This window comes from Glutamicibacter sp. NPDC055354, assembly GCF_053644955.1.
The window spans coordinates 501,962-528,206 of record NZ_JBSHMB010000002.1 but is presented as its reverse complement, the minus strand read 5'-3'; the positions used below and the strand labels follow the sequence as shown (position 1 = coordinate 528,206).

General features: G+C 60.6%; 25 protein-coding genes. 6 read left to right on the top strand and 19 right to left on the bottom strand.

The annotated features are described in order from the left end of the window. Positions 1 to 202: 202 nt before the first annotated feature. Together ACWICV_RS12695 and ACWICV_RS12690 are read right to left on the bottom strand one after the other, a co-directional pair. Positions 203 to 1,423 carry an MFS transporter gene (locus ACWICV_RS12695; RefSeq protein ID WP_454091110.1) on the bottom strand — a complete coding sequence of 407 codons (1,221 nt, stop codon included), beginning with the start codon at positions 1,421 to 1,423 and terminating at the stop codon, positions 203 to 205. A gap of 95 nt (positions 1,424 to 1,518) precedes the next feature. Continuing rightward, positions 1,519 to 3,189: an amidohydrolase gene (locus tag ACWICV_RS12690; RefSeq protein WP_454091109.1), complete on the bottom strand. Its 1,671-nt coding sequence runs from the start codon at positions 3,187 to 3,189 to the stop codon at positions 1,519 to 1,521. A 304-nt stretch (positions 3,190 to 3,493) separates the two neighbouring features. On the opposite strand from ACWICV_RS12690, the gene ACWICV_RS12685 reads away from it, so the two are divergent. Further along, positions 3,494 to 4,225, top strand: a complete 732-nt coding sequence (locus ACWICV_RS12685) for a type 1 glutamine amidotransferase domain-containing protein (RefSeq protein ID WP_133832988.1) — start codon at positions 3,494 to 3,496, stop codon at positions 4,223 to 4,225. Positions 4,226 to 4,424: 199 nt separating this feature from the next. On the opposite strand, the gene ACWICV_RS12680 is transcribed toward ACWICV_RS12685, so the two are convergent. The 11 genes from ACWICV_RS12680 to truB all read right to left on the bottom strand — a co-directional run bounded on the left by ACWICV_RS12680 (position 4,425) and on the right by truB (position 14,082). Then, a complete protein-coding gene (locus ACWICV_RS12680; protein ID WP_400290395.1) occupies positions 4,425 to 4,982 on the bottom strand; it encodes a hypothetical protein in 558 nt (185 codons plus the stop codon). A 577-nt stretch (positions 4,983 to 5,559) separates the two neighbouring features. Continuing rightward, entirely contained in the window at positions 5,560 to 6,888 is a 1,329-nt protein-coding gene (locus ACWICV_RS12675; RefSeq protein ID WP_454091108.1) for an LLM class flavin-dependent oxidoreductase, read from the bottom strand. Positions 6,889 to 6,917: 29 nt separating this feature from the next. Next, positions 6,918 to 7,760, bottom strand: a complete 843-nt coding sequence (locus ACWICV_RS12670; protein WP_105658236.1) for an ABC transporter permease — start codon at positions 7,758 to 7,760, stop codon at positions 6,918 to 6,920. Further along, positions 7,757 to 8,605, bottom strand: a complete 849-nt coding sequence (locus tag ACWICV_RS12665) for an ABC transporter ATP-binding protein (protein WP_105658237.1) — start codon at positions 8,603 to 8,605, stop codon at positions 7,757 to 7,759. Before ACWICV_RS12665 ends, ACWICV_RS12670 begins: the two co-directional genes overlap by 4 nt. A 6-nt stretch (positions 8,606 to 8,611) precedes the next feature. Continuing rightward, entirely contained in the window at positions 8,612 to 9,487 is an 876-nt protein-coding gene (locus ACWICV_RS12660) for an ABC transporter substrate-binding protein (protein WP_400290389.1), read from the bottom strand. A gap of 627 nt (positions 9,488 to 10,114) precedes the next feature. Continuing rightward, positions 10,115 to 10,384 (bottom strand): 30S ribosomal protein S15, encoded by a 270-nt coding sequence (gene rpsO, locus ACWICV_RS12655; protein WP_013348393.1) that lies wholly within the window; start codon positions 10,382 to 10,384, stop codon positions 10,115 to 10,117. Between the two features lie 107 nt (positions 10,385 to 10,491). Then, the gene (locus ACWICV_RS12650; protein WP_454091107.1) at positions 10,492 to 11,277 is read right to left on the bottom strand and encodes a class I SAM-dependent methyltransferase; all 786 of its coding nucleotides are present in this window, start codon (positions 11,275 to 11,277) and stop codon (positions 10,492 to 10,494) included. Between the two features lie 5 nt (positions 11,278 to 11,282). Continuing rightward, positions 11,283 to 12,236 carry a bifunctional riboflavin kinase/FAD synthetase gene (locus ACWICV_RS12645; RefSeq protein ID WP_105657289.1) on the bottom strand — a complete coding sequence of 318 codons (954 nt, stop codon included), beginning with the start codon at positions 12,234 to 12,236 and terminating at the stop codon, positions 11,283 to 11,285. 64 nt (positions 12,237 to 12,300) lie between these two features. Next, positions 12,301 to 12,768: a hypothetical protein gene (locus ACWICV_RS12640; RefSeq protein ID WP_181148828.1), complete on the bottom strand. Its 468-nt coding sequence runs from the start codon at positions 12,766 to 12,768 to the stop codon at positions 12,301 to 12,303. Between the two features lie 10 nt (positions 12,769 to 12,778). Next, positions 12,779 to 13,141, bottom strand: a complete 363-nt coding sequence (locus ACWICV_RS12635; protein ID WP_105657288.1) for a hypothetical protein — start codon at positions 13,139 to 13,141, stop codon at positions 12,779 to 12,781. A 17-nt stretch (positions 13,142 to 13,158) separates the two neighbouring features. Further along, positions 13,159 to 14,082: a tRNA pseudouridine(55) synthase TruB gene (gene truB, locus ACWICV_RS12630; protein ID WP_105661834.1), complete on the bottom strand. Its 924-nt coding sequence runs from the start codon at positions 14,080 to 14,082 to the stop codon at positions 13,159 to 13,161. Positions 14,083 to 14,362: 280 nt separating this feature from the next. Between truB and ACWICV_RS12625 the strand changes: the two genes are divergently transcribed. The 4 genes from ACWICV_RS12625 (at position 14,363) to ACWICV_RS12610 (ending at position 18,303) form a co-directional block, all read left to right on the top strand. Beyond that, positions 14,363 to 15,025, top strand: a complete 663-nt coding sequence (locus ACWICV_RS12625; protein ID WP_105657286.1) for a fasciclin domain-containing protein — start codon at positions 14,363 to 14,365, stop codon at positions 15,023 to 15,025. Positions 15,026 to 15,196: 171 nt separating this feature from the next. Beyond that, the gene (sigK, locus tag ACWICV_RS12620) at positions 15,197 to 15,778 is read left to right on the top strand and encodes an ECF RNA polymerase sigma factor SigK (protein WP_286172043.1); all 582 of its coding nucleotides are present in this window, start codon (positions 15,197 to 15,199) and stop codon (positions 15,776 to 15,778) included. Then, positions 15,778 to 16,620: an anti-sigma factor gene (locus tag ACWICV_RS12615; RefSeq protein WP_454091106.1), complete on the top strand. Its 843-nt coding sequence runs from the start codon at positions 15,778 to 15,780 to the stop codon at positions 16,618 to 16,620. Before sigK ends, ACWICV_RS12615 begins: the two co-directional genes overlap by 1 nt. Positions 16,621 to 16,818: 198 nt before the next feature. Continuing rightward, on the top strand, positions 16,819 to 18,303 hold the full coding sequence (locus ACWICV_RS12610) for a molybdopterin-dependent oxidoreductase (RefSeq protein WP_400290574.1): 1,485 nt from the start codon (positions 16,819 to 16,821) through the stop codon (positions 18,301 to 18,303). An 89-nt stretch (positions 18,304 to 18,392) separates the two neighbouring features. Here ACWICV_RS12610 and ACWICV_RS12605 read toward each other — a convergent pair whose 3' ends face one another. The 6 genes from ACWICV_RS12605 to ACWICV_RS12580 all read right to left on the bottom strand — a co-directional run bounded on the left by ACWICV_RS12605 (position 18,393) and on the right by ACWICV_RS12580 (position 24,730). Beyond that, the gene (locus tag ACWICV_RS12605; RefSeq protein WP_454091105.1) at positions 18,393 to 18,839 is read right to left on the bottom strand and encodes a YdeI/OmpD-associated family protein; all 447 of its coding nucleotides are present in this window, start codon (positions 18,837 to 18,839) and stop codon (positions 18,393 to 18,395) included. A 188-nt stretch (positions 18,840 to 19,027) separates the two neighbouring features. Then, the gene (gene rbfA, locus ACWICV_RS12600) at positions 19,028 to 19,462 is read right to left on the bottom strand and encodes a 30S ribosome-binding factor RbfA (RefSeq protein ID WP_105657282.1); all 435 of its coding nucleotides are present in this window, start codon (positions 19,460 to 19,462) and stop codon (positions 19,028 to 19,030) included. 101 nt (positions 19,463 to 19,563) lie between these two features. Then, positions 19,564 to 22,539, bottom strand: a complete 2,976-nt coding sequence (gene infB, locus ACWICV_RS12595) for a translation initiation factor IF-2 (protein WP_133832994.1) — start codon at positions 22,537 to 22,539, stop codon at positions 19,564 to 19,566. A gap of 176 nt (positions 22,540 to 22,715) precedes the next feature. Continuing rightward, a complete protein-coding gene (locus ACWICV_RS12590; RefSeq protein WP_105657280.1) occupies positions 22,716 to 23,036 on the bottom strand; it encodes a YlxR family protein in 321 nt (106 codons plus the stop codon). A gap of 141 nt (positions 23,037 to 23,177) precedes the next feature. Beyond that, positions 23,178 to 24,161 carry a transcription termination factor NusA gene (gene nusA, locus ACWICV_RS12585; RefSeq protein WP_105661830.1) on the bottom strand — a complete coding sequence of 328 codons (984 nt, stop codon included), beginning with the start codon at positions 24,159 to 24,161 and terminating at the stop codon, positions 23,178 to 23,180. 2 nt (positions 24,162 to 24,163) lie between these two features. Beyond that, positions 24,164 to 24,730: a ribosome maturation factor RimP gene (locus ACWICV_RS12580; protein ID WP_105657278.1), complete on the bottom strand. Its 567-nt coding sequence runs from the start codon at positions 24,728 to 24,730 to the stop codon at positions 24,164 to 24,166. Positions 24,731 to 24,905: 175 nt separating this feature from the next. Between ACWICV_RS12580 and ACWICV_RS12575 the strand changes: the two genes are divergently transcribed. Next, positions 24,906 to 25,979 (top strand): hypothetical protein, encoded by a 1,074-nt coding sequence (locus ACWICV_RS12575; protein WP_454091104.1) that lies wholly within the window; start codon positions 24,906 to 24,908, stop codon positions 25,977 to 25,979. The last annotated feature ends 266 nt before the right edge of the window (positions 25,980 to 26,245 follow it).

The following is a 26,245-nucleotide window of genomic DNA, read 5'->3' as shown; positions in this document are numbered from 1 at the left end:
TCGCCAATCGGAAAAGCGCGCCTGGGCCCCAGCGGGTGTCCGTGAACCTTACAGGATCGAGGACACCGGCTGGGGCTTCATGGCGCTCTGGGCGAATCGTTGTGGTCCCTGAACATGCCTCGGCACCTTTACCAGCGGCGCAGGTCCTGGAAAGTCGTTGTTTTCCACTGGTTGGCATGTGCCGGTGGTGGACCGTGCACTGCTATTCAGGAATTCCCATTGGAGCGACGCGCTGGGGCAAGCCGTGCTGATGGCGGCCCTGGACGAGAACCACGCAGGTCATGGACAGCAGCACTCCGACACTGCAGGCGACGAGAAGCACACCAAAGCCGCTGGCAGCCTCGATGAGCATGCCGCCCAGAACTGGTCCAAGCGCGAACCCGGTGCCGATCATCAAGTTCGTGGAATTCATCAGGTGGCCGCTGGAGTCCAGGTCGGAGACCGTGGCCAGCAAGTAGGGCAGGATGAAGGTCCAGGAGAATTTGAAGATGATCGCCGCGGCCGCGAACTGCACGGCTCCGCTCAACCCGAACAGCAAGCCGATGGACAGCAGCATCGCCAGATAACCGAGAATGAGGAACAGCGGGCGGCGCGGATGGTCGCCCAGGAATGTGGCCAGCAAGGAGGAAGCAATTCCCGGGACTGTCGCAACAGCGAGAATCAGGCTCGTCGTACCCAAATTGATCTGCGCGGACGCCGCGAATTGCCCCATGAACGACCACACCCCGCTCAACGCTACGTAGAAAAGCATTACCGCCGCCAGGGCCAGAAACGCCTTGGATCTCGGGGCCGGCCGGTGCCCGTAGTTGGCACTATCGGCAGCCGGGTCAGCGGCGCTTCCCAACAGCACGTTGCCATCGATGCGGTGCGCAACCGCCATGCAGCACAGGGCTAGCCCAGCCATGGTCCAGTAGATCGCCGACACCGCGGAATCCGCGAAGAGCACCGGGAAGAGCGCCAGAATCACGGCGCCCATGACCAGCTGGGCCGCAACGAATAACCCATAGGCCCGTCCTGGGTTCGCGCTCCTGCCGCTCAAGCTCAGGATCACCACGGTGATCGAGCCAGCAGCCAGGGACGTCACAATGCGGCACACCGCCAAGAGCGCGTAGTTGTCCGCAAAGCCCGAGACCACATTTCCGGCCACGGCAACCAGCGTGAAGACACGAGTTGCCGTCACGAGGTTGACGCGCTTGAGCCACAGATAGGCGGGGATAGTCGCCAAGCTGAAGGCCCCGAGCTCCATGGACAGCAGCCCGCCTACTTGGGTAGCCGTCAGGCCGAATTGCGCCACCAGCTTGGAGGCGATCACCGGTGCGGTCAGCAGCACCATGTACAGCACCGCGCTGTAGGCACCGATGTAGATGTAGGTTCCGCGGTCGCCGCCTGTTTTTGTGCGCGCGCCAGCCAGTATCGAGTCCATGGCTTTCCTTCGAGACAGCGGCGAGTTGCCGCGGGTAAATAATGATGCTCCGGCCGATACCCTGGCCGGCTGAGAACAACGTGCTGGGCAGGCGATTAGCGCACCGGCACGCTCGAGGATCCGAGTCGGTCGTAGACCTTTTGCCCGCTGAACCAGGTCTGCTGGGCAGTGATCTGCGGCAGCTCTTCGAGTTGCACCTCAAACGGGTCTGCCGAGAGCATGATGAAGTCAGCGGACTTACCGATTTCCAGCGACCCGGTCAGGTCATCCAGTCCCATCGCTTTGGCGCAATTGATCGTGTAGATGCGCAAGGCATCCGCCAAGGTCACGGCTTCTTCCTCCCAGAGCGTTCCGGGGAAAGCTCCGGTAGGATCCTTGCGGGTGACCAGACCGTAGATTCCCTCCCAGGCGTTCGGGGAAACGCTCACCGGCCAGTCCGAGCCGCCGGCAACTAGCGCCCCGGTGGCCAGCAAGGTCTTGTTCGGGTGCATCTTGGATGCCCGGTCGGCGGGAAGGACGAGTTTCATGGCTTCGGTAATCACCCCGGGGAACCACAGTGACGGCGAGATATCCGCGGTGACTCCCAGTTCTGCAAAGCGCGGCAGGTCATCCGGGTGAATGAACTGGCCGTGGGCGATATGGTAATTCGGGTCGCCCAGACCTGCATCGCGCACCTTCTGGACTGTGTCCAGGACCAGGCGCACCGAAGCATCGCCGGTGCAGTGGATCTTCGCGGAAATGCCCCGCCGCGCCGTGCTCATCAGCCAGCCCTCGAGTTCTTCTGGAGGCATTGTGGTGTTGCCGCAATGGCATTCAGGGAATCCCGCACCCTCCAGATACGGTTCGATGAAGGCTCCGGTCCCTGCCGGCGGAACGCCATCAAGGAAGATCTTGATGAAATCCGGGCGGTGATGAGTTGACCTGGTTTGCTCGCGCTCGGCAATGATCCCCTCGCCCAGCGGATGGGTCCCGAAAATGAAGTCATTGGCCTGCATGCTGGAAACCACCCAGGCGTGCAGATTCCCGGATTCATCGAGTTCTTTCAGGGCCTGCATGAGTTGCAAGGAGGCGGCAGCATCCTGGAAACCGGTGATGCCGTAAGAATGCAGTATTTCCATGCCCCGCGATGCCGCTTCGGCCAACTGCCAAGTCGGCGTGGGGCTCATTGATTCGCGGACCTGTTCGACAATGACCCCGCCGGCTTCCAGCAGCACGCCGGTGGCTCGGCCTTCGGCATCCCGCATGATTTCCCCGCCTTCGGGGTGAGGGGTCGCGCCGGTGATGCCCGCAAGCTCCAAGGCATGGCTGTTCACCCATCGGTTGTGCTTAGCATCATCCTTGAGCAAGGCCGGCCGGCCGCCGGTGGCCTGATCCAGCCGCGCCAGTGCCTGGGGCGTATTGATCTCGCTCAACAGGCCCGAACCCCAGCTGCCACCGATGACCCACTGGTCCGCAGCCAGCTTATCCGACCAGACCGCGACTGCCTCCAGGAACTCGTCCAGGTTGAGAGTTGGCGGAACGTTGAGCTCGAACAGGTCCATCTGCCCGGCAAGCATGTGATGATTGTGCACGTCCATCAGCCCGGGCATGATCGTGGCCCCGTCCAGATCGATAATTTCCATTTCCGGCCCACGCAGCGCCAGCGCATCCTCTCCGAGCGCGACAATCTTTCCTGCGCGGACGGCCATCGCATTGACTATGCGTTCATGCGGATCCAGCGTATGGATGGTGCCGTTGACCAAGAGAAGGCTAGGGGCGGTGTTCACGAGTGCAATCCTTTCGAAAGATACCAATCCGGGATGGCTCTCCAAGGTTCAAGAAGTGATGCACGGCATATCCCGGCCGGTGCATTCATTCTCGCAAAGTCCGCCCCAAGGGCGTTGGCTTTAAGCGCATGCTTAGTTGGCAACGCACGCCAAACTCGCTCCGGGGCTAGAAACAGGAGCCACGTCCCACTTGTTCTCCCTCCGGAGCACGATTCCGGAAAGCAAACTGGCAACTTGCGCATCGCCCTTGCGACAGCCTGCCTGTTGTACAAGGGTGGAAGGACGAATGCGAAAGGAGCACACCTTGAAGAAAATCCTCATGGTCCTGACCAGCGTTTCCGAAATCGGTAATGACAAGGAACCTACCGGATACAACGTCGCCGAGGCCGCACATCCATGGAAGGTGTTCCGGGATTCCGGGCACTTCGTCGACTTCGCTTCCATTAAGGGCGGACAGCCCCCGCGCGACACAGTGGACCAGGACGACCCGGTCCAGGTCCAGTTCACCCAGGACGAAACGACCCGTGCCGGCTTGTACAACACCGCCAGGGTTGAAGTCGTCGACCCCGAACAGTACGACGCCGTGTACCTCGTGGGAGGCCACGGCACCATGTGGGACTTCCCCAATAATGAGGGCCTGCAAAAGCTGGTCGGCGCTATCTACAACAAGGGCGGCGTTGTCGGTGCAGTCTGCCACGGCCCGGCCGGTCTGCTCGATGTCGAGCTGCATCATGGTTTGAAACTCTTAAGTGGCAAAACCGTTGCAGCATTCACCAACGATGAAGAAGTGGCCGTAGGCAAGGATAAGATCATTCCGTTCTTCCTGGCCGACAAGCTCACCGAGCAAGGCGCCACGCATATCGCCGCCGATAACTTCGAAGAGAATGTACAAGTCTCCGAACGCCTGGTCACCGGACAGAACCCAGCTTCCGCCGCAGGTGTCGCCAAGGAAATGGAAAAGCTCTTGGCCGAAGTGATCCACCAGGAGAAGGCCGCTGAAGCCGCAGCCGCCGAGTCCGAGGCCGAGGCACAATGAGCTAAGTCGTAACCCAGCCCGAAATCTCATAAAAAACGCTTGGATCCGTGTAGCTTCGCGGATCCAAGCGTTTTCGACTTCTACTGGACTTTGTATGACGCATTCCGTACTCCATGCAACGCCATGCACCCCTTGCCGAAAGCGTGGCTGGTGATGCAAGCAGCTTGGAAAGTGTCTCGGATTGACCCGACAATACTCGTCAATCGATTGGGTCTGGTTCGCAACCTGGCCGTCCCTGCATCGCAAAAGCCTTCTCATACAGAATGGCGCTCTCATCCGGCCAGCCTGGATCTCGCGGAACGACACCGGTAGCAGCCCAGAGCGTCTCCCTTAGCCACTGTGCGAATCCAGCTACACGGAAGTTGCCTACAGCGCCTGCATCCCCTTCAGCATGCTCAAGCAAGACAATTGCTCGCCTCATCCCACCGAGCTCGTCCTGAATGACGTTCCACAGCTCTTCATCCTTAGTGAACACAACGTCGTAGCTGTCTTCATCTTCTTCGGGAGGCCATTCCATCATTTCGCGTTCAACCGGCAAGGACCGGGAAGCAAGGAGCTCTGGGTCGGAAATATCGTAGGCTGCAACTACACGTGCCGAGTCTACATATTCATCGATGAGGTTGCCGGCGAACCTGGAGTAGTCGAAGGTCTTGCCACCCAACGAGGTGAGAAGTGCTGCAGCTTCCGACACGCGTGGAGCAGCGCCAACCCCGTAGTGTGCACGAGCAGCCTGCAAGAGTTCTTGGTAGTCAGTCATAGTTCCCCAATTCAAGCACTATTGGTACCGCCAACAGTAGCTGGCGGCACCAATGCTTCGTGCAAGTTCTTTCCCAGGTCGAGCTTCCGCAGAAGAGATGAACGTCAGGGGTCCGCTTGTTGGGGTGGAAGTGCCACATGTACCCTTCTTGCCTCCTCCACTGATTTCGGGTCCAACTGGCGCCTTGCCGTCCTTAGTAGCTGCAGCTAATGATTTTGCTTTGTTCCTGGAAAGCGCCCAAACGCCGTTGCCCTTCTTGCCACGGGTGACAGCCTTGGTTTTGGCCAGGGTCTTGGCGCTGATGAAGCTCTTATTGCTCTTGCGCGATGCCGGGTAGTAATCGCGCTACTTCGATTTGCTTTTCACCAGCTGCTGCCCGTGGTGGGAGCCCTGTCGAATCAACTTCGTGCGGCTCCCCTCGCCAGTACTTTCCTTGCGGTTTCTCCATGCTGATCGCCCAAGGCATTCCCGGAGGACGCAGCTGAACCAGCAACCGGTATCCGCCGGGGCCTGATCCCACCGGCAACCGAAGGACGAGAGCAATGGCTCTCGTCCTTCGGTACACGACTATCAGGCTCTAGAATGCCAAGTCCAAGCGATTATTTGCCGGTACTGGCAACCCGTAGTTTCCGCGAAGCGTACTCTGCTCGTATTCGGTACGGAAAAGCTTGCGCTGCTGCAAAATCGGGACTACCTGCTCCGTGAATACTTCGAGACCTGCCGGCAAGACCGGAGCCATGATATTAAATCCATCGGCCGCTCCGGCTTTGAACCAGTACTCGATCCGGTCCGCCAGCTGCTCCGGCGTACCCGAGAACGTCTGGTGTCCCCGGCCAGGACCTAGCTCCCGGATGATCTGGCGAACTGTGAGCTTCCTTCGGTAACCCAAATCCAAGATGAGATCCCTTCGGGAGGTGGATTTCTCCTTGGCCACGGTATTCTCCAGCTCGGCGGGAAGTTCTCGGTCCAGTTCAAGGATTGCCGGCTCCACATGCAACTGCTGGGCCAACGTATTCCTGGCGTATTCCGGCAGAATGAGCTCATCCAGGGAATCCGCCAATTCATTGGCTTCGGCTTCCGTGGAACCAAGGATGGGAACAATTCCTGGAAGGACTTTGACCGAATGCGCTGCTCGGCCGTTACCTGCTGCCTTGTCCTTGATTTCCTGGTAGAAGTCCCTGGCAGACTCAAATGATTGGTGAGCGGTGAAAATGGCTTCAGCCCATCGCCCGGCGAATTCCTTGCCGGCGGCCGAAGCTCCCGCCTGGACGATCACCGGATGCCCCTGGGGCGACCGCGGGACATTGAGCGCTCCAGCAACCTGGAAGTGCTCCCCGATGTGGGCCGCGGAGTGTATCTTGCCCGGATCCGCCCAGATCCCGCTTCCCTTGTCAGCAACGACTGCATCCGGCTCCCAGGAGTCCCAGAGCTTCTTCACCACCTCCAGGAATTCCTCGGCGCGACGGTATCGTTGCGAGCTGTCTAATTGGGCGGATTGGGAGAAATTCCTCGCCGCTGCATCGCCTGCTGTGGTGACGACGTTCCAGCCCGCACGCCCATTGCTGATCACATCCAGGCTTGCAACGCGGCGGGCAAGATTATAGGGGTCGTTGTAGCTGGTTGATGCGGTCGCTATCAGCCCAATGTGCCGGGTCAACGGGGCGATGGCAGAAAGCACTGTCACAGGGTCGAGGATTCCTGCAGGTCGTTGGGCGACCGGCCCTTGAAGCACTGGGCCGTCTGCGAAGAAGATCGCGTCGAGCTTCGCTTTCTCGGCCAGCTGCGCCAAACGGATGTAGTGGCCGATGTCCGTTCCGGCAAGAGGGTCGCTCAGCGGCAGGCGCCACGAGGATTCATGATGCCCGGTAGTCATCAAGAACGCGTTGAGAGTCAAAGTTCGTGTCATGGTTGTAGTCCCTTCGGTAGGAAGATTGTCTAGGCGCGAGCCCAGCGCGAGAAGTGGCGCTCCAGCGCTACAAGTGCTGCGTTGACCGTGAACCCTAGGATGGCGACAGTGAGTATGGCTGCGTACATTTTCGGGATCAGGAAACTGGCTTGCGAATTGGTGATCAGGAAGCCCAGTCCAGCCTTGGCGCCGATCATTTCGGCGGCGATGAGCACCAGCACGGACGACGTTCCTGCCATCCGGACGCCGGTAAAGATGATGGGTACGGACGAGGGCAAGACAACTTTCGCGAAGATCTCGTAGCTGGTGAGCCCCAAGGTTTTTGCCGCCCTGATCAGCAAGGGATCTACGCTGCGTGCTCCAAGGATCGTGTTGAGAAGCACCGGGAAGAACGCCGCGTAGACGACAATCGATACCTTGGATACTTCGCCAATACCGAGAAGGAGCGTGAAGACCGGAAGCAACGCCAAGGCCGCGGTATTTCGGAATACCTCCAGCAACGGGTTGAGGAAATCGCCGACTTTCGAGAACCACGCGACGACCAATCCGACGGGCACGCCGATGAGGACAGCGAGCGTGAATCCTACGGCCGCCCGGCCCAGGCTTGCCAGGATGTGCGTGCCCAGATCCCCTGAGGCAATCATCTTCCCCAGTGCCTGCAGTACTTCATGCAAGGGAGGAAGAAAGACCCGGGATGATGGTTCCAGGACGAATTGCGGGACAAGCTCCCACACCAGGAGAAAACCGATGATCGCACCCGAACGGTACAGCGTTGACCGCAGTCTTCCGGCCAAACGCAGGAAAGGAGAAGGCCGATTTGACTCCCCGGTGGAGCCCTGCAGGCGCTGGTCCGGTACGGCTAAGGTGCTCATGCTGGTACTCCTGGAGAAACGAGCGACTTGTGGCTCACCGGCGATTTGCCGGCACTGGGAGCGGACTCGTGAAGCAGCGTCCAGATGCGATGGCGGTAATCGCTGAATTGGGGAGCCGAGCGGATGTCATCAACACTGTGGCGCCCGTCGAGTTCAATGTTGATGATCTCCTTGATTCGTCCGGGTTTGGAGGACATCACCGCTACCCGCTGCCCCAGGTACACGGCTTCTTCGATGCCGTGCGTAATGAAGACAATCGTGGTTCGGGTGCGACTCCAGATATCTAGCAGCAAGTCCTGGAGTTGTTCGCGTGTTTGGGCATCCAGGGCGGCGAACGGCTCATCCATCAGCAGCACCTTGGGTTCATGGGCCAAGGCACGGGCTATGGCCACGCGTTGACGCATGCCGCCGGATAGTTCATGGGGGTACTTGTCTTCCACACCCTGCAGGCCAACGAGTCGCAGATATTCGTTAGCGCGGATCCGCCTTCCCGATTTGTCCAGTCCCCGACCGCGACGGGCCTGGCTCTCCAGCCCCACCTCGACATTGGCCACTGCCGTGAGCCATGGGAAGAGCGCGTATTGCTGGAAGACTACTGAACGTTCCAGGCTGGGACCGGAAACCGGCTCGCCATCAACGAGAACTTCGCCCGAAGTTGGCGCGGCCAACCCGGCCAAGATATCCAGAAGAGTGGATTTGCCGCATCCGCTGGGGCCGACAAGGGTGAAGAATTCTCCGTCCTGGATCCGGAGATCCAGTGATTCAATGGCCGTGACGGCAGTATCTTCACTCGATCCGGAGCGGAGGAATTTCTTGCCCAAGTTCTTGATCTCAATGGTAGACATGCGCGATTACTGCCCTTCGTTTGCGACGTCGTTGAATTCGTTGGTGTAGTACTCGCTGGGGGTGATTTCTCCTTCGATAATCCCCGCATCGTTGAGCCATTGCGCCCATCTGCTGAAGTCCTCGTCTTCGATGGCTGCGTGTTCGCCCAAGCCATAGCCGTTGAAGTACTGCAGGGCTTCAACGTCGTCTCCGCGATCCCTGGATTCAACGATTGCGGTGAATCTCTTGATGACCTCTTCGCGCGGATGCGTCGAAGCCCAGTCCGCTGCTTTGGCAATGCCAGTGGCCAGGGAATGCGCTGCTTCAGGGTATTGAGCGATGAAATCATCCCGAAGGACGTACTCTCCGGCATCAAAGTTGCTGAAGACTTCCGTGTCCCTGAAAACTTCTCGCAAGCCGCCTTGCTTCACTGCATGCACTTGGGAAGCCCCGGAAAGAGCGCCAACGTCGACCTGATGGGTGCGAACAGCTTGTGCGGTGTCGGTAGGTGGCAAAACGACCAGCTGCACCTGCTCGATCTCTTGCGGCGTCAGGCCTTCGGATTTCAGATAGCTGCTAACGACCGCTTCAGAATGAGCGCCCAAAGTATTGACTGCAATTGTCTTGCCAATGAGGTCCCTCGGTTCTTCGATGCCGCTGTCTTCGCTCGTGTAGAACCCGACAAAGTAGTCTGCATTGGAACCATAGGATGAGACCACCGCGGTGACAGGCGATCCAGCTTCCTGCAGCTTCACCACTGCTCCGGAGAACGCGCTGCCGATCTCGGTGGCACCGGTGGCCGTGTTCTGGATCGCCGAGGGCCCGCTGGAGTTGTTGCCAACCCATTCCAAGGACACACCGTCAAGGTAGCCCAGGTCTTCAGCCAGCTCCGGAAGGATCACGGTATTGGCGCTTCCTTCGTAGCGGACGGTTATTGTGCCGTCAGGGTTCTCAAGATCCGTGCCGTGAGCTGACGCAGTGCATGAGGCTAAAAAGAACGCTGCTGCCGTCAGCCCCGCCGCCGTGCCCATGCTACGAAAGTTCAACCGTTTGAAATTATTCATCCCTGTTCCCCTCTATTTCGCGCTTTTTCCGTGCTTGGTAGCCATGCAACCACTTCGGCGGCGCCTCGGAAAGGGCATGGAAAACTGGAGAAACGAGAAGAAACCTGAGGTCAAAGTGACCTTCAGGTTTCGGAAAATGTCGCGGGATGGCTCATTAGCCTTAGCCCAACGGTACGTGGCTCCACAGGAAGGTCAGATACCGAGATATTCGGGGCGGAATTTAATCCGGGGAAACCTTAGCGGGTGCGTCCAAGGTCGCTCCGACGCCTGTTCCGTCATGTGCTTGCCTGCGGGATGAGCTTGGGAGAGCAGGAATTCATCCGATTCTTGCCTCTGTCGATTACTGATCTTGATTCGTGCCGGCAAATAGCGAACACATGAACGGCGTTGCCAAGGTCCGGAGGCAAAGAAAAATCCCCGACTCCTGAAGCGGAGACGGGGAATTTCTTGCTCTGAAGCAGAGGACTACTTGCGCAGGCCCAGACGCTCGATCAACGAACGGTAACGCTCGATGTCGGTGTTCTTCAGGTAGCCGAGCATACGACGACGACGACCAACCAGAGCCATCAGGCCACGGCGGGTGTGGTGATCATGCTTGTGCATCTTCAGGTGCTCGGTCAGGTCCGAAATACGGCGGGACATGACGGCAATCTGAACCTCAGGCGAACCGGTGTCACCCTCGTGGGTAGCGTAAGCCTTGATGATTTCGTTCTTGATAGTGGCATCCAATGCCATAACAAACTCCTAGAGTTGGACCGCGTTCATAAGTCGGTGCGAACGTCGAGACGCTCACGGCGGAAACTCGCAACCGCGGACTGCAGCGAGAACCATCGTCAATCATATCACCGACGGGTGCGCCGGCGGGACCTCCAGGCATGGGTGAGATAGGGCACCTGCACCTTTGCGTCCTGCTCGTGCCCCAGATGCTCCTGCCAATACCAGGCCAAGTTCGCTTCCACCTTGGCGCGGGTAGTCTCTGAAGACTTGCGGTAGTAGCTGCGGGATTTGGTCAGCTCGACGATCTCGTGGAAATCCAGTTCCATGGACCAATGCCAGATGCCATGCTCCGCCTTCTGGAACTGCGGTCCCAACGGCGGCTCCAGCTCGGGCCGGTGCACATCGCCGGCATGCATGATGCGTGCCAAGCGGTGAACCCAGGGAATGGCGACATCCAGCTGATTCCACAGCAGGGTGAGCCAACCGCCATCATGGAGCAATCGGGCCGCTTCGGCACTGGCTTGAGGGTGGTCCACCCAGTGCCATGCCTGGGCATAGGTCACCAGGCCAGCGCTATCGGCCTCCAAGCCGGTCGCTTCACCTGCGGCGCAGGTTACCTCGACCGCTGGCAGCCGCTTGGACAGGACCGAGAGCATTTCTGCCGATGGGTCTACGGCCCTGACTTCCAGGCCTGCACGGATGAGCTGTTCGGTGAAGATCCCCGAACCGCAACCGATGTCAATGGCACTCACCGGTCGGTGCTGCAGCGTGAATTCCAAGGCTTCCTGCGGATAGGAAGGACGGATCTTGTCATAGCTTTCAGCGTCGGCTTGGAAAGCGGAAGCTAATTCATCGCGGCGCTGGGCGCCCACGACGAAGGCCCTCTGCGGCAATGATGGTATCTCAGCCATGATTCCTAGTGGCGTTCTATAGCCAGCACCGCACGGGCCTGGTCAACGTCCTCGGTCATCTGCTCAATGAGGGCTTCGATGCCGCGGTAGGCAACCATCGGACGCAGGTGGGAAATGAACTCAACGACAATCTGCTGTCCGTACAGATCGAAATCTTCCACGCCTTCTTCGGGGCGGTCAATCACGTGGGCTTCAACCACTCGGGAGACGCCATCGAAGGTGGGGTTCGACCCGACGGAAATTGCTGCTGGCCAACGCACCTCGGCCTCGTCGATCACCCAGCCGGCATAGACCCCATCGGCGGGGATGATGCCAGTGGCTTCGGTGTCCAGATTCGCGGTGGGAAATCCCAGCTCGCGCCCACGGGCATGGCCATGGACTACTTCACCGCGCATGCGGTGCGGCCGGCCGAGGATCGCGGCGGCAGCTTCGACATTGCCGGCGGCTAGTTCTTCACGGACCCAGGTCGAGGACAAGCGGCGCTTGTCCCCTACGTCTTCGACACCTATGACTTCAAAACCGTACTTGGTGCCCAGTTCCTGCATGTAGCTGAAGTCCCCGGAATTGCCGCGGCCAAAACGCACATCATGCCCGACCACAACGGCCACGGCATTCAGCTTCTCTACGATGATGGAGCGAACGAACTCTTCAGCGCTCTGGTCCGCGAATTCCAGGGTGTAGTGGATCATCAGCGTGGCATCCAGGCCAACGCTGGCCAAGGTGTCCACGCGGTCAGCCAGACCCATGATCAATTCAGGAGCATCATCGGGACGGTGCACCAGCGCCGGGTGCGGGTCGAAAGTGATCGCTACCGATTGAGCCGAGCGCGCTTTGGCCTGCGCGACAGCTGCATCCAGCACCTCGCAATGGCCCAGGTGGACACCATCAAAGTTGCCAATGGTCACGACAGTGGGAGCCATATCCGCGGGGACGGCATCCAAGCCCTTCCAATAGTGCACTTTGCTCCTTCAGAAATTCTGCTGCGGTGGATGGAAAACCCACCGTGGTAATTCTTGCACGTCTTTAGGCGTGACGCTCATTACGGTTACGGTACAGCCACCACAAGCCGACAATCGGCAGCACCAGTGGAACGTAGCCGTATCCTTCGCCGAAACCGCTCCACACCGAGGGATGGGCGAAGTCTTCGGGGTGGGTCAGCGACAAGATGCCGACCACGATCACGCCTGCCAATTCAACGGCTACCGCCCAGAGCGAAACCAGCCAGGCACCACGCTTGGCTGAAGACAGCGAGAATGTGGCAAGGATATAGACCAGGCCAGAAAACAGCGACAGGCTGTAGGCTATCGGCGCTTCGTCGAATTTGCTCATGATCTGGTACACCGCGCGCACGCTCGCCGCCAGGGCGAGGATGCCGTACACGGCAATGATCACCCGGCCCAGTCCGGTGGACCGGCTTGGCTTGGGGGCCTTATTGGTGCTGCGCGCCTGAGCGGCCTGCATGATTCGCGAATTTCGCGGCTTTTCACCCATGTGAGTACTCCTACTGCCAGATCTGTTCCATGCGGAACACCATTACGAAGGTGACGGCGGCCGACGCGGCCAGCACGGCGTTGGACCAACGGCTCTTCTCGCTGATCGCCCAGAAGAAGGCCACCGGCGGCATGATCAGCGCTGTGATGAAGTAGCCCCAGAATTCCACCGGGTCGCCTTGCACCGCATTTCCCCCGACCTGGCGGATCGCGGCCGCGATGCCGTAGGCAATCAGGAAAAGCTCGGTAGCCACCGCACCGATCAGCGCCCAGTCATCCGGGTGCTTGCGGATAGCGGTTGCGATAACTGCCACCAGCAATGCCAGTGCGCAGACCACCGCTCCGGCGATGAAGAATCCATTGACGGCAATCAAGCCAGTTCCTTTCGGGATTACTTAGCGGTGAAGACCAAGGCCGTACGCGCCTTGTCGCCCTTGTCTTCCAGCAGTGCGACCAGCACGCCATTGGGAGCGAAAGCCGCAACGGTCTGGCCTTCGGCAATGTCCATGCCCAGATGCGAGGCGGGGATGGTGCGGCCGAAAGACAATTCCACGGCTTCGTCGACGCTGACCGTGCGGTTCGGGAACAGCGCGGCAGCAGCCTTTTCGATTGGGAGAATCTCGAATTCCCCGGCCAGCTGCTCCAGGGTGCGGGTGAGCTCGATCTTGTATGGGCCCACCTCGGTACGGCGCAGCGCCGTCAGGTGCCCGCCAACGTTCAATGCTTCGCCCAGGTCGCGGGCCAACGCCCGGATGTAGGTTCCAGAAGAGCACGATACCGTGACGTCGACGTCGAGGATCTTGCCGCCGTTTTCGCGGCGCACCTCATGGATCTCGAACCGCGAAATGGTGACCGGGCGGGCCTTGAGTTCTACCTGTTCGCCAGCGCGCACGCGAGCGTAGGAACGCTTGCCATCGACCTTGATGGCCGAGACCGAGCTCGGGATCTGCTCGATGTCTCCGCGCAGCTGGGCGATCTCGCGCTCGATGTCTTCGTCGCTGACCGCTGCGGCGATGCGCTCGGAAATGATTTCGCCTTCGGCATCGTCCGTGACGGTGTTCTGCCCCAGCCGGATGGTGGCGGTATAGGTCTTGTCGTGGCCGACGATGTAGGTCAGCAGCCGGGTTGCCTTGTTCACGCCGATAACCAGCACGCCGGTGGCCATGGGGTCCAGGGTGCCGGCGTGGCCGACTTTTCGAGTCCCTGCAAGTCTGCGGATGCGACCGACCACATCATGGGAGGTCATTCCCTGCTCTTTGTCGACTAATACGAGGCCTGAGGCCTGCTCTTGCGTGTTCTGCCCGGCTTTACTCACGCCTTCCAGTATATGGCTTGTGCAGAGAATAAGGCTGTCGCTGGTTCCAAGCGTGGCAGATCCCACTTGCAGCCTATTTCCATGAGCCGGCAATGCTCCGGGACCGGGCCCGCCAGCCCGCGGATCCGGCAGCTTCACGGCCTGCCAGCAAGACGCAAAAAAAATTTCCAAGAGAATCCAATCCGTCGGGCAACCTGCCCCGAATGCTCATTGACAACCTGATCCGCACGGACAGGAAAAGGACCGACGACATCAGTCGCGGCGAAGCAAGGAGAAAATCATGAAGCGCACATACAGCAAAGTCGCTGGAGCATTCGGGCTCATCGCAGTCGCCGCCATGGGACTGAGCGCCTGCTCGACCGGTTCGGAAACCATGGAATCGCCCACGGCGTCCGCCTCGGAAAGCAGCTCGCCCATGGCCAGCGAATCGGCAATGGATCCAGCAAGCAATCTTGTGGGCAAGGGTTGCGCGGCCTACGCCGAAGCAGTCCCGACCGGTGATGGCTCGGTAGCCGGAATGGCCCAGGATCCAGTGGCCGTCGCTGCCTCGAACAACCCGCTGCTGACCACCCTGACTTCTGCAGTCTCCGGTGAGCTGAATCCTGATGTCGATCTCGTCGATACCCTCAATGGCGGCGAATTCACCGTCTTCGCACCGGTTGACGACGCCTTCGCGGCAATCCCGAAGGATGACCTGTCCGCAGTTGCCAAGGATGCCGACACCCTGACCAGCATCCTGACCTACCACGTCGTTTCCGGCCAGATTGCACCAGATGATCTTCCCGGAACCCACGCAACGGTCCAGGGCGAAGAGGTGGAAGTCACCGGTAGCGGCGACGATCTGGAAGTCAACGGGGCTTCGGTCATCTGCGGCGGCGTGCAGACCGCCAACGCAACCGTGTACCTGGTGGACACCGTCCTGATGCCACCGGCAAAGAAGTAGTATCGCCAGAATCATCAAGGCCGCTGGCATGAAGGTGGTGCATGGAATACCTTCCAGGCATCACCTTCGCCGGTGCAACGGGAACCTGGTTCCCTTGGACGGATCTTTTCGCCAAACGCCACGCCACAGCAGATAGCCGCTTAGCCACAGATGCATGAGACCCTAGGATTCATGAGTTCCAATAGACTCGATGCCATGGAAGACGATTCCGTGAAAACGCCAGACGTCCTGCTGCAACAGGTCGCGCTGGGAGATGAATCTGCCTTCGAATCGCTCTATGATGCCATGGCTTCACGGGTCTTCGGACTCGTGCTGCGGGTGCTTCGCGATAATGCACAGAGCGAAGAAGTCACCCAGGAAGTGTTTGTCGAAGCGTGGCAACAGGCAAGGCGCTTTGATCCGACGCGTGGCACGGCAGCATCATGGCTGCTGACTATTGCCCACCGCCGGGCCGTCGACCGGGTGCGAGCAAGCCAAGCGAGCCAGGACCGGGATTTGCGCGTTGGAATCAAGGAATTCCAGGACAGCTACGACGACGTGGAAGAGAATGCCATCTTGCACGACGAGACCATGCGCGTAGCCCAAGCCCTGCAGCGGCTCACCGCCCCGCAACGCGAGGCGATACACCTGGCCTACTTCGGCGGATACACCCACACGGAAGTCGCAGAGCTGCTGAAAATACCGGTGGGAACCGCGAAAACGCGAATACGCGATGGAATGGGCAAACTTCGAGAACTGATGGGAGCGGCGTAATGGACAAGCACGAGAACGAGCTGACCGACAGCTTCGCCCTGGATGCTCTGGAAGACAAGGAACGCGAAGCCCTCCAGCATGGGGGTCCCGACTCTGCCCAGGCACGCCGGGAACTGGATGCCCTGCAGGAAACTGCTGGACTGCTCGGCTTGTCAGCGCAACCGGTCAATCCTCCGGCCCGGCTGAAGAACAACATCATGGCCGCTATCCGCACTACCGAGCAATTGGCACCTGTGCAGGAGACGGCCCTCGATCACGACGGCGTCCAGGCACAGGACCCAATAGCTCCTGCTGAACCAGCTGCTCCTGCTGAACGGGAAACCGAAACCACTGCAACGCACCAGGCCCCGCAACCTGGCGCAGAACGCGGCCCGCAGCGCTTCTTCGCCTTGGCCGCCGGCGTCCTGCTGCTCGCAGCGGTGGCCCTGGGCGGCTTGGCCATCAACCAGAATTCCCAGCAGCGCGAGCTGGAAAGCCGGATGGCCGCCATGGCCTCGCATCAAGAAGAGCTCAGCCGGATCCTGGCTGCCCCGGATGCCAAGTCGAAAACGCAGACACTGGACGACGGCGCGCGAATCACGCTGTCCTATTCTGCCGACGAAGGCCTGATGGCGGTGTCCACCTCGGGCATGCCAGCCCTGTCCAGCGACAAAGGCTACGAGCTGTGGCTGATCTCGGCAGAAGGGGCGGTTCCTGCGGGAATGCTCACCGGCGGTGATGCCAACGGCATGATCATGGTTTCGGATCCAATGAAGGGCATCACGCACTTCGGGATCACGGTCGAGCCGGCCACCGGCTCCCCTGCCCCTACAACAGACCCCATCATGGTCCAATCGCTGTGAGCGTGCGGAAGTTCTTGTAGCCTGTTCCAATCCGCAATGCTGCCCGTTCCGAAAACACTGTGAGAAGTTGTTCCCCTGCATTCTGCAGGGGAACATGGACCGCAACGCATGAGGTGAGTGGCAGTGGGCATTTGGCAGAAGCGCAGCAGCAGTAAACTCGTATTCCACGCGGTGGCTGGAATTTGCTCGGCCGCAATCATGTTTGCCGTGGCCCAATTCGCCTCGGCATTTTTCAACAATGCATCCTCGCCGTTTTTCGCGCTGGGTTCAGCCATTATCGACCTGACTCCCCCATGGCTCAAGGACTTCGCCATCGCGACCTTCGGGACCAATGACAAGTTGGCGTTATTCATTTCCATCGGTGCAGCCGCCGCAGTCCTGGCGGCGATGATCGGCCTGATCGCCAAGCGAAGTTTTGCGCTGGCCTGCACGGCCATCATCGGCTTGGCCGTACTGCTCTCCAGTGCCGTGGCCGCTCGTGCTTCCACCAGCCTGCTGGATATCATCCCGACGGTACTGGGCGCGATCGCCGGTATCGGGCTTCTGCAGTGGCTGACCCGGCTGGCTGTGGCCGCGGCCCCAAGGCAGGACGAGGGCGCCAACGCGACGGGTCCAAGCCGCAGGAAGTTCTTGATAGGCGCAGCCCTGTCCCTGGCCGCCGCGGCCGTCTCCACCGGTGTTTCCACCTCGCTGTCGGCATCGCGGAATATGGCCGCCGCCGCACGCAAGGCCTTGCGCCTGCCTGCGGCCCGGACCAAGGCGGAACCCCTGCCCGAAGGTGTGCAGGTAGAAGTAGCGGACATGCCCCGCTTCGTGACTCCCAACCAGGATTTCTACCGCATCGATACCGCGCTTTCGGTGCCGCAGATCGACCCGAACCAGTGGTCGCTGCGCGTGCACGGCATGGTGGAGAAGGAATTCACCGTGAACTTCGACGAGCTGCTGGGCGAAGAACTCGTGGAAACCTATCTGACGCTCACTTGCGTGTCGAATCCCGTCGGCGGCGATCTGGTAGGCAACGCGAAATGGCTGGGCTACCCGCTGCGTAAGCTGCTGGAGCGCGCGGTTCCGCAGGCCGGCGCGGATATGGTGCTTTCGACTTCGCACGACGGTTTCAGTGCCTCCACCCCGCTCCAAGCGCTCACCGACGACCGGATGGCTTTGCTGGCCATCGGCATGAACGGCGAGCCGCTGCCTTTCGAGCATGGTTTCCCGGTGCGCATGGTGGTTCCAGGTCTCTACGGCTACGTGTCGGCCACCAAATGGGTGGTCGATTTGGAAGTGACGCGGTTCCAGGACAAGGCGGCCTACTGGACTACTCGCGGCTGGTCCGAACGCGGTCCAATCAAGATGTCTTCCCGCATCGATACCCCTCGCCCGTTCGCCCAGGTGCCTGCCGGAGAAGTCGTCTTGGGCGGAACTGCATGGGCGCAGACCCGGGGCATTTCGCGTGTGCAGGTGCAGATCGACGACGGACCGTGGGCAGATGCCCAACTGGCGACCGAAGCCTCGCTGGATACCTGGCGGCAGTGGCGCTTCGTATGGAAGGACGCAGCACCCGGAACGCACTCGGCAACCGTCCGCGCCTATGATGCACAGGGCACGCTGCAGACCAGCGAGAAAGCTAACCCGGTGCCCAATGGCGCCAGCGGCTGGCAGCGCCTGCAATTCACCGTGCAGTAGCTCCGGGGCACCGGTGGGTTGCTCACGCTGCTGCCGACTGCGACCGGGGCTGGCTGGCCTGCTGGCTCAGCGGGCATGGCCCCGGCAGGCTAGTGGCTGCGCAGCGTCTTGATGACCTTCTCGACCCGGCGCGTCCTGGTGTCCTCGCCGCGGGCAGCCACGATGGGGTCCACGTGGCCGCGCTGCTTGCTGTAGGACAGCTTGTTCCAGGCGTCCAGCAGCTCTGGCTCGGCGGAGAGCAGCACGGCCAGCGGTTCGGGGATTTCGACGGTGCGCGGCTCTTCGTCCAGCTCGAGTTTCACGCTGATTTCATCGCCCGCACCCTTGCCCGTGGCAGCACGGGTCTCGGAGCTGAATGCAATGAGGAACTGCCCGTGCATGGAGGAAATGCTGTTCCGGTACGTGTAGTCCCCGTCAATGCACACGATGACCGGCGCGCGCTTGCCGCGGCCGAATCCGAGCACGATGCCATCGGGAACCACGATGCCCACGTTGTTCCCGCCGGTTGCGCTCAATGTTGTGGTGAATTCTGGCATGTGCTGCACCTTTGGTCGGATCCGGCGGTTTCTGATCACGCTATCCCACCATCTTCCCGGCGACCAGCCTTCGGCAGGGATTCGCGCTTCGCTGTGGGGGTAATCGAGGCCAACGCATAACGCCCCGGCCAGCACACAATGCGTGCTGGCCGGGGCGTTGCTCCAGTCAGGATGAAGCCCAGAAACCCTTAGGCTTCTTCGGCGTCCTCGTCCTTCTTGTACGGGTCCTGGTCTCCGGCGAAGTCCTTGCCTTCGCGCAGAGCTGCAACCTCGGCGTCCTTCTCGCGGGCCTTGGCCAGCAATTCCTCCAGATGCGAGGCACCCTCGGGGATTTCGTCGGCGACGAATGCCAGCGTCGGGGTCAGGCGGATGGTCAGATTGCGGCCCAATTCCTTGCGCAGGGCACCGCCACGCTTTTCCAGCATGGTGGCGATGTCCTTCTTCATCTCGTCATCGCCAAAGACGGTGTAGTACACCGTAGCGTGCTGCAGGTCGTTGGTGACGCGAGCGTCGGTCACGGTGACGTTGTCAATGCGCTCGTCCTTGATGACGTTGCGCAGCGACTGGGCCATGAGGACCTGTACGCGCTTAGCCAGGCGTGCGGCGCGGGCTGAATCAGCCATGGTTTTCTCCTAATGGTTCAAAACTCGTGGGCGCTTGACCAAAGCTTATCGGTCAAACGCCCACGAATCAGTGAGTCACACTGCTAATTGCTTGTCGGCAATTAGTCGCGTGGCTTTTCGCGCATCTCGAAGGTCTCGATGATGTCGCCTTCCTTGATGTCGTTGAACGACCCCAGGCCGATACCGCATTCGAAGCCCTCGCGGACCTCGGTGACATCGTCCTTTTCGCGGCGCAGCGAATCGATGTTCAGGTTGTCGCCCACGACGTTGCCGTCGCGTACCAGGCGAGCCTTGGTGTTGCGCTTGATGGTGCCCGAGCGGATGATCGAACCGGCAATGTTGCCGAACTTCGAGGAGCGGAAGACCATGCGGATCTCGGCGGTGCCGAGGGCCACTTCTTCGAACTCCGGCTTGAGCATGCCCTTGAGCGCATTCTCGATGTCGTCGATAGCGGAGTAGATGACCGAGTAGAAGCGCATGTCGACGCCCTCCTTGTCGGCCAGTTCTGCCACGCGCTCGGCTGGGCGGACGTTGAAGCCAATGATGATGGCGTTGTCCACGGTTGCCAAGTTGACGTCGTTCTGGGTGATCGCACCGACACCGCGGTGGATCACGCGCAGCTGCACATCGTCGCCGACCTCGATCTTCATCAGCGAGTCTTCCAGTGCTTCAACAGCACCGGAAGCGTCACCCTTGAGGATCAGGTTCAGGGTATCGATCTTGCCATCGGCAACAGCCTTGTCGAAGTCTTCCAAGGTGATGCGCTTGCGGCGCTTGGCCAGCATTGCGTTGCGCTCTGCGGTTTCGCGCTTGTCAGCGATCTGGCGGGCGGTGCGCTCGTCTTCGGTGATCAGGAAGCCGTCGCCAGCACGCGGGACCGAGGACATGCCCAGGACCTGTACCGGACGCGATGGCAGTGCCACGTCGAGGTTTTCGCCGTTCTCGTTGAACATTGCACGCACGCGGCCGTGGGCGGTGCCCACCACCATGGTGTCGCCAACGCAGAGGGTACCGGACTGGACCAGGACGGTAACAACCGAACCGCGGCCCTTATCCAGGTTCGCTTCAATGGCCACGCCACGAGCGGACTTGTCCGGGTTGGCCTTGAGCTCAAGCACGTCCGAGGTCAGCAGGACAGCGTCCAGCAGCTCGTCGATGCCCTGCTTCTGCAGTGCCGAAACCTTCACGAACATGGTGTCGCCACCGTATTCTTCTGGAACCAAACCGTATTCGGTCAGCTGGCCCATGACCTTGTCAGGGTTGGCGCCTTCCTTATCGATCTTGTTCACAGCGACGATGATCGGCACGCCGGCAGCCTGTGCGTGGTTCAGTGCTTCCACAGTCTGCGGCATGACGCCGTCATCCGCGGCGACAACCAGCACGGCCACGTCAGTGACCTCGGCACCACGGGCACGCATGGCGGTGAACGCCTCGTGGCCCGGGGTATCGATGAAGGTCATTGCGCGATCGCGGCCCTCATGGATGTGGTTGATCTGGTACGCACCGATGTGCTGGGTGATGCCGCCATGCTCGCCCTCGATAACGTTCGACTTGCGGATAGCATCCAGCAGTCGGGTCTTACCGTGGTCGACGTGGCCCATGATGGTGATGACTGGGGCGCGCTCTTCAAGCACGTCTTCGCCTTCAGCCTCAAGTTCGGCATCCAGGTCCAGGCCGAAGCCTTCGAGCAGTTCCTTGTCTTCGTCCTCAGGGGAGACGACAAGCACCTTGTAGCCCAGCTCTTCGCCGAGCACCTCGAAGGTTGCCTCATCCAGCGACTGGGTGGCGGTAGCCATTTCACCGAGGTGGAACAGTACGGTCACCAGTGCTGCTGGGTTCGCGCCAATCTTGTCAGCGAAGTCGGTGATCGACGCGCCGCGGCGCAGACGGATCTCGGTGTCGCCGTTGCCGCGTGGAACATTCACGCCGCCCAATGACGGAGCACTCATCTGCTCCAATTCCTGGCGCTTTGCGCGCTTGGACTTGCGCTGCTTGCCGCGACCGGCGCCTCCCTTGCCGAAAGCACCGCCAACGCCACCGCGACCGCGTGGTGCACCTGGGCGGAAGCCGCCACCGGTACCGCTGCCGCCACCGCTGCCGCCACCTGGGCGACCGCGGCCGCCGGCACCTGCACCTGGACGTCCGCCGCCTGCTGGCGCTGGACGATCGGTGCGGTTAGGCATCATGCGCGGGGTTGCAGTGGTACCTGCGCCAGCACCTGGGCGTGGACCGCCGGCACCTGCTGGGCGTGGGCCACCTGCGCCGGCTGGGCGTGGAGCGCCCTGGCCTGCTGGGCGTGGACCGCCGGCACCTGCTGGACGTGGACCGCGCTGGCCGTCACGTGCCGGACGTGGACCGCCCTGGCCGTCACGAGCCGGACGTGGACCGCCGGCACCTGCTGGGCGTGGACCGCGCTGGCCGTCGCGTGGTGGGCGAGGACCGCCCTGGCCGCCTTCGCCGCGCATACCCTGCTGCGAGGAGAACGGGTTGTTGCCTGGGCGTGGACCGCCCGGACGAGGTGCGCCTGGACGTGGGGCACGACCGCCTTCACGGTTGCCGCCACCACGGCGTTCGCCGGACTCAGCGCCGCGCATACCCTGCTGGGAAGAGAACGGGCTGTTGCCTGGGCGTGGAGCGCCTGGCTTCGGAGCTGGCTTGGCACCTGGCTTCGGTGCCGGGGCTGCACCTGGCAATGGAGCGCCAGGGGTTGCCTTCGCGACCGGAGCTGCAGGCGCCGCAGGTGCGGCTGGGGCAGCTGGGGCTGCAGGAGCCGGAGCTGCCGCAGCTGGCTTAACGCCTGGCTTCGGGGCCGAGGCACCTGGGGTAGCAGCCGGCTTGGAAGCCGACTTCGGTGCTCCAGGGGTCGCTGGCTTGGCGGCGGCTGGCTTGGCAGCAGCTGCTGGCTTAGCGGCACCGTTGGAACCTGGGAATGCGTCGCGCAGCTTGCGCGCTACTGGCGGTTCAACGGTCGAGGATGCCGAGCGAACGAATTCGCCCATGTCCTGCAACTTGGTTAGTGCTTCTTTTGAAGTGATTCCGAGCTCTTTAGCGAGCTCGTGAACGCGGGGTTTAGCCACATCTCTCCTGTGTCGATGTGATCTGCTCAAACCCCGGTATCAAAAGATAAATCTTTAGATCAGCGGTCTGGCAGATCAGCTGTGTAATTCGTGAAATTCTTCCGTCGCACGGTGGATCACGCAGAACTGATTGTTCATCGTTGTGCGCTCAGCATTGCCGACTCATCGGGTTGCCATCAGATTTCTGACCCGCTTTCATCATGTTTGCCAGATAGCTGGTTGCTTGCCAGCTGATCTTCGTATGCAGTGAATTCCTGCAGCACCTGCGAATCGTCTACCGCAGACCTGAAGGCCCGCGCGAACGCCCGGCGCTGCACCGCTTGCTGCACACACTTTTCGGTCCCGTGGGTCCAAGTGCCCCGCCCGGAAGCGGAACCCTGTTGATCCAAACTCACCGCATGCAGCGGTGTACCGTCTTTCAGGACCCAACGGAGCAGCTCATTTTTACTGGTTACGGTTCGACAGCCAATGCACGTGCGTTGCTGATGCAGCTTCATGCGAGCGCCGTCGCCACCTTCCCTAGTTATTACGAGCCATCTACTAGTCTAGCGCGTTTGGACGCCATAGCACGCATGAGTTGTGGCTCACACGCAGCTAGGCTTCCAACACGCTGAACTGGAATTATTTCCCGCAGCTGCTTAGAGCTGCGGTTCCTTGCCGCCCGAGGCAGCCAGGATGTCAATGCGCCAGCCGGTCAACTTGGCAGCAAGGCGAGCGTTCTGGCCTTCCTTGCCGATTGCCAGCGAGAGCTGGGAGTCGGGAACAACCACGCGAGCACGGCGTTCGGCTTCGTCCAGGATCTCTACCGAGACGACCTTCGATGGAGACAGGGCCGCGGCGATGAACTTCGCTGGATCCTCGTTGTAGTCAACGATGTCGATCTTCTCGTCGTTCAGTTCGTTCATCACGGCGCGCACGCGGGTTCCCATTTCACCGATGCAAGCGCCCTTGGCGTTGACACCGGCCTTGGTTGCGCGCACAGCAATCTTGGTACGGTGGCCAGCTTCACGAGCCAGTGCCTCGACCGTGACGGTGCCGTCAGCGATTTCTGGAACTTCCATTTCGAACAGCAGGCGAACCAGGTTCGGGTGGGAACGGGACAGGGTAACGGCTGGGCCCTTGTTGCCGCGCTCAGCGGAAACAACGTAGGCGCGCAGGCGGTTTCCGTGCTGGTACTTCTCGCCTGGGGACTGCTCAACTGGTGGCAGCAGCGCTTCCAGATCACCGATCTTGACCTGCACCATATGCGAGGAGTAGCCCTGCTGGATGACGCCGGAGATCAGGGTGCCAACGCGGGCTGCGAACTCGCCGACAACCTGCGCATCTTCAGCTTCACGCAGGCGCTGCATGATTACCTGGCGGGCGGTGGAGGCGGCGATGCGGCCGAAACCGTGCGGGGTGTCGTCGAATTCGCCCAGCAGCACGCCGGCGTTGTCGCGGTCCTCTACCAGGATCGCCACATGGCCGTTGCTGCGCTCAATGTGCGCGCGGGCGCCAGGCATGGCGCCTTCGGTCTTGTTGTAAGCCAGCAGCAGTGCCGACTCGATGGTCGGAATCAAAACATCCATTGGGATGTCGCGGTCTTTTTCCAGGATGCGCAGCGCATTCAGATCGATATCCACGCTTAGCCCTCCAAATCTTCAGTATCGGCAGTGTCAAATAGTGCGTCATCGAAGTTCAGCTCTGGATCGACAACAGCTTTACGGATATTTTCAAAGGCATAGGCCGCAGGATCGAGCACCTTGACCTTCATGCCCTTCTTGGCCGGCTCGCGGTGCTCAGCAATCAACACGTCGCCGTCGTTGACCTCAAGCAGGCGCCCGCGAAGCTTCGTGCCGTCGGCCAGCGAAATCTTGACCATGCGGTTGAGGGCGCGGATCCAGTGGCGCTGGGCAGTCAATGGGCGGGAGAGTCCTGGGGAACTGACTTCGAGTTCGTAAGGAGCCGACGATGCGTAGACGGCGTCCTTGTCCAGAGCGTTGGAGATGGTGGTGGTAACTTCACCAAGTTCATCGAGAGTCAGCGTTTCGTGACCGTCGGCCTTGTCGACGATGATCTGCACGATCATCTGCTTGCCGGAGGGACGCAAGGCGACTTCCTCCAGGAGAAGCCCGTGGGATTCTACTTCCTTGGAGAGCAATGCAGTCAGACGCTGCGCTTCCTGTTCGGTATCGGCCGGCATTCCGGTCATGGATATCCTCCCACGCTATTCGATGTTGTCCGTTAAGCCTATATTGCGTTCCGCTCATTGAGAACATCTAAACGGGCACAGGTGAAGGAACTCACGCCCATTTTCTATCCATCGTGGCGCTCGACACCGCTATTGCCCTCTTTACCTGCATTGATCATGGCATGATCGAAACGCTATGACTGAAAAATCGCCCCATTCCGCCCGTCGCACCGACAGGCAAGTACGCCGCGCTCCAGGCTGGATTGCTCCGGTACTGGCTGGTGCAGTTGCCCTTGCCGTGACGTGGGGCATTGGCAGCACCATCTTCCGAGGCGCCCTGGTGGAGCGGGGCCTGCCCGAACAGGTCAATGAGGCCAGCGCCGATGCCCGCATGACGTGGGAATACGGAGCAAAGCTGGCAGACCTGGCATCTCAGGCCCAAGCCTTGGCCCAGCTGGCACCCGAGGATAACGCTTCGAGGCTATCCGCATTGGCGACTTCCTTGTCGCAGGGGTCAGCGGTGCTCGGTGAATTGCGCTTCGACGACCAAGAGCCCGCGGCATTGCCGCAAAGCTTCTCCCCCGACGCGCTGGTTGCGCTTGCCACGAATGTCGCCGACGCATCGTCAGCGATGCCTGCCTTTGCAGAACCGTCGCTGTCCAGGGATTCGAAGCTGGCCCAGATTGCTTTCCAGATCAACCTGGACGCCCGCAGCGCTGTTGCATCTTTGGGAGAAGAGCGTGATGTGGACTTGGCCTTGCCACTGAGTGCAGTCTCGGGTGAAGAAGAGCAGAAAGACCAGCCAGTAGCCTGCCTGCCTAATGAGGAGCTGCTGGACCCCGCGAAGGAAATCACCGAAGCGCAGAACATCGAACCAACAGCCGTCGCCCGGGCCCTGGACCGCGGCTATGCACTGGATTTCCTTCTGCAACTCACGGCTGCACGTGGTGCCGACAGCGCCAAGGAAGCCGTCGAAGCTCGACGCAGCGAGCTGGGACGCCAGCTTCGCGGCCTGCGCGCGGCCGTTGACGAACAGTGCGCAGACCTGCGTGAACCCGCCTATGCGCTACCCGAAGGCGGCCTCGAAGACCTGGCTGCCCTATCCGCGGAAGCCGAAGGGGATTTTGCTGATGCATTGGTCGTAGCAGCGGGCGCTAGCGATGGTGCAGCCGGCGCAAAAATTTCCGCCGTCGCTTTCCAGGCTCTCAATGGCCAGCAGGGAGCGAATGAGGAATACCGCATCTTGGAGACTGGCGAAGCCGGGAAATAGTTTTGGATTCAGCTAGAATTTAGCCGTATTTCACGTTTCGTTGAATTATCACGAAATAATCACGACTGCTAATTGCCCTGAGTCGAAATAGAGCACGGGTTCGGGTAGAGCCAAAACAGCGCGAGGCGCACTAAAATTCACGGATGATCCGTAATTTCCATCCGCACTATAAGATATAACCCGCATATGGCATGCGGGTTTTACGCGGTATTACCCGAAACCAATTTATCAACGACCACCATTTCCTCCGCCATGGAATGATTTCA